This is a genomic window from Vibrio sp. V09_P4A23P171, assembly GCF_963875615.1.
GTDB classification, from domain to species: domain Bacteria; phylum Pseudomonadota; class Gammaproteobacteria; order Enterobacterales; family Vibrionaceae; genus Vibrio; species Vibrio anguillarum.
The window spans coordinates 1-3201 of the sequence record NZ_CAWNMR010000058.1 but is presented as its reverse complement, the minus strand read 5'-3'; the positions used below and the strand labels follow the sequence as shown (position 1 = coordinate 3201).

At 39.2% G+C, this 3201-nt stretch carries 6 protein-coding genes; 2 read left to right on the top strand and 4 right to left on the bottom strand.

Annotated features, from left to right (window positions below):
- Window positions 1-130: 130 nt before the first annotated feature.
- Entirely contained in the window at window positions 131-430 is a 300-nt protein-coding gene (locus tag AACT23_RS14995; protein WP_017044547.1) for an antibiotic biosynthesis monooxygenase family protein, read from the bottom strand.
- A gap of 266 nt (window positions 431-696) precedes the next feature.
- Here AACT23_RS14995 and AACT23_RS14990 point away from each other — a divergent pair, with 266 nt between their 5' ends.
- Both AACT23_RS14990 and AACT23_RS14985 read left to right on the top strand, forming a co-directional pair.
- Window positions 697-939, top strand: coding sequence for a type II toxin-antitoxin system Phd/YefM family antitoxin (locus AACT23_RS14990; protein ID WP_017045808.1), 243 nt, complete (start codon window positions 697-699; stop codon window positions 937-939).
- A 7-nt stretch (window positions 940-946) separates the two neighbouring features.
- Window positions 947-1246: a type II toxin-antitoxin system RelE/ParE family toxin gene (locus AACT23_RS14985; protein WP_017045809.1), complete on the top strand. Its 300-nt coding sequence runs from the start codon at window positions 947-949 to the stop codon at window positions 1244-1246.
- Window positions 1247-1425: 179 nt separating this feature from the next.
- On the opposite strand, the gene AACT23_RS14980 is transcribed toward AACT23_RS14985, so the two are convergent.
- The 3 genes from AACT23_RS14980 to AACT23_RS14970 all read right to left on the bottom strand — a co-directional run bounded on the left by AACT23_RS14980 (window position 1426) and on the right by AACT23_RS14970 (window position 3076).
- Window positions 1426-2046, bottom strand: coding sequence for a hypothetical protein (locus AACT23_RS14980; RefSeq protein WP_094130011.1), 621 nt, complete (start codon window positions 2044-2046; stop codon window positions 1426-1428).
- A 154-nt stretch (window positions 2047-2200) separates the two neighbouring features.
- Window positions 2201-2596, bottom strand: a complete 396-nt coding sequence (locus AACT23_RS14975) for a DUF3465 domain-containing protein (RefSeq protein ID WP_094130008.1) — start codon at window positions 2594-2596, stop codon at window positions 2201-2203.
- A 198-nt stretch (window positions 2597-2794) separates the two neighbouring features.
- Window positions 2795-3076 (bottom strand): hypothetical protein, encoded by a 282-nt coding sequence (locus AACT23_RS14970; RefSeq protein WP_170907960.1) that lies wholly within the window; start codon window positions 3074-3076, stop codon window positions 2795-2797.
- Between the last annotated feature and the right edge of the window lie 125 nt (window positions 3077-3201).

The window sequence follows — 3201 nt, the reverse complement described above, 5'->3', positions numbered from 1 at the left end:
TAACGCCCGCTTAAGGGGCAGACAACGCTACTACTGACTTTCCGCATTACACCGTAATCACAAAAAACAACGCACAGTAAAAATGCCACGCGTTGGCTGTCCCTCTTGAAGCGTTTGTTATGTGCCGAGGTCATGATTTAGTCCGATCTTCTATTTCATCGAATGACTCAACCGAAATTCGTTCAGCGATTTCGCGCATTTTCTGCATTTTTTCAGGATTACTATTTTCCCAAAATAACTCCCAATCTTGTCGAGAGCGCCACTTAGCAATCGTTAATACCTTTTCTGGTTTCTCAAAGGAATGAAGCATAAAACTGCCAAGAGCACCTTCGACTGTATGATGAATAGAGTCAGTTGTAGTACGCCAGATTTTTTGAAATTCATCCATTTTATCAACCGGCACTCGCCACTCATATATGGCTCTAAACATATGATTTCCTTTTCAAGATAGTATAGATGTTGAAAACTATTAGGCACATAACGCCGCGTTAAGTGGTGAGCAACGCTAAACACCTATGCCGCGACAAACCACTTAAAACGGAAAAACTGAATTTACACTAAAACCGCCAAGCGTTGCGAATCCATCTTAAATGCTTTGTTAGTTTACTTTTCACACCAATCGCACGATTTAATTAAATTGCACATTTGGCTCGATACCCTATAATATTACTGCACTTACAGACTTGGAGCTTAACCATGTACACATTAACAGCAAATGATGCCAAACGTAATTTCGGTGAACTGCTTCTAAACGCTCAACGTGAGCCAGTTAAAATTAGTAAAAACAATAAAGATGCCGTTGTTGTGATGTCGATTAGAGACTATGAAGAACTTGAAGTCATGAAAGCCGATTACATAAAACATTGTTTTGAGTCCGCAAAAGCAGACTTAGCCCAAGGCAATATAGTTGACGGTGAAAATTTCCTAAACGCGTTGTAAGTAAAGTATGTACAAGAATAAATATAAACTAAGTAAATTAGCACAGGCTCATTTACATAAAATCAAAAATTATACCGTTACAAACTTTTCCGAGATGCAGTGGAACGCATACAAAGATACTCTTCTTACTGGGTTTCAGATGCTCGCTGACAACCCAGCGGTAGGCAGAAGCTGCAACGATTTATATCAAAATGGTTTTTACTTCCCTATAGGCAAGCATACGGCTTACTTTACCAAGGAAGACAGCTTTATTTTGGTCGTTGCAGTCCTTGGACAATCTCAATTGCCACAAAACCATCTGCGATAATTATCACACCCTAGCGTATTGAGTTAGGGTGCAATCTTGATTGGTAAACTAACGCCCGGCTAAGGGGTTGACAACGCACCGCCGAACTTAAAAAACACGCCGTAAACGCTGAATTTCAATTTTGCACTAAAGTCGCCAAGCGTTGGCAATCCCTCTTGAGCCGTTTGTTATAAAGATTTTTATATGCCACTTTTCTCATAACAATCTAATGCTTTATTTACGTGGTAAGTGGAAATCAAAACACTACCTTCGTTCAATAAAAAGATGCCAAAACTGAAACCAGTTACACTCAACACAAACAAAAGAGGTTGGAAGTTAGACAGTATGGTATAGAAAAACCACAGACCAGAAACTAACCCTAAAACAACACATATAAAACCAGCGGCCAAATTATAAATCCCAAATATTTTGTCAAACCACCCTAAGACCACACGATATGATGGCTCTGATATATGTTCTATATCAGGAAATAGCTTCGCCACTCGAAGTATATGACGAAATGAAACTGATTCACCAATTCGATTTTTGAGTTGTAATATGGCGGATAACATCGGAGCGCTGAGTTTGATTCCATAAATCAGTCTAAAATGCTCAATGTCGACCTCGTCTTTTAAATGCTCTTTAAACTTCTCTGATGTATTAGAGTCTGAAAGTGCATCTCTAATTAAATGACTTCTTTTCTTCCTTATCACATGATAAAAGTCAACAATTTTTGGTAAATGAAGAAATATTGTCAAAGCAATTAATATAGCAACAGACAAATACTCACCACTCACAATCAGATTCGTAAACAATTCCATTCGATTTGTGAACTCCATATCTTTATAACGTCCGGCTAAGGGGTTGACAACGCATAGCCGAACTCAAAAAACACACCGTAAACACTGAACTTCAATTTTGTACTAAAGCCGCTACGCGTTGGCAATCCCTCTTGAGCCGTTTGTTATGTGAATTTTACTCGTACGTCTTACCGTTGTGCTTTAACCAACCTTGCGGGTGTTTATTGTTTGGATCCTTGTGCGTCCAGTGCGTGACACCACCTTTTTTGTTCCATTCATATTCACCGTAAAACTGGACTCGATCGCCAACTTTTAGATTTGGAACCCTAGGAGCTAAATCAATATTGTGAGCAACAAGTAAAGTTTGTCTACTATCCAGTTTCAATATGAATTTTTGATGCCTACTTCCTTCGTTGTCATCAGGTAACAAGCGAATAACTGTGCCTGAGCCCTGGACTTGAATATCACTTTGATGATTTTCATACGCATTTTTTAACTGATGATCATTAGCTTGAGCACCAATCGAAGCTAGACAAAAGACGGCTATAAATATAGCGATTAACTTCTTCATATACTCAATTTCTCCAATTCACATAACGCCCGGCTAAGGGGTTGACAACGCACCGCCAAACTCAAAAAACACACCGTAAACACTGAACTTCAATTTTGCACTAAAGTCGCCAAGCGTTGGCAATCCCTCTTGAGCCGTTTGTTATATTTTTATTCTCTACGCTAACGTGACCGACTGCTTAGGATTGCAGAAAAACCATTAACAAACTGATATTTCTTGCTTTTCCAAAACTGTAGCAGCTTCCGCACGCTCAATGATTTTTAACAATACAGATTGAATCGCTTCGTCTTCGCGGGCATCTTTGTCACTTGTAAAGCGTTGTATTTGAGGCTCGGCATTCTCCTCAGGTAAAAAGGTGATAACGACTTCGGTCGCTAAATCCGTCGTTTTACCGAAATACTCTAATGATATTTGCGGATAACCTTTGAAACCTCTTTGTACTCGTTTCAATATGCGTTTTTTCGCTTTATCCACGTTCATCATGAATCCTTTTGATTGCTGAACTTAAAAAAATATAACGCCCGGCTAAGGGGTTGACAACGCATTGCCGAACTCAAAAAAACACACTATCAACTCTGAACTTCAATTTTGCACTAAAGCCGCCA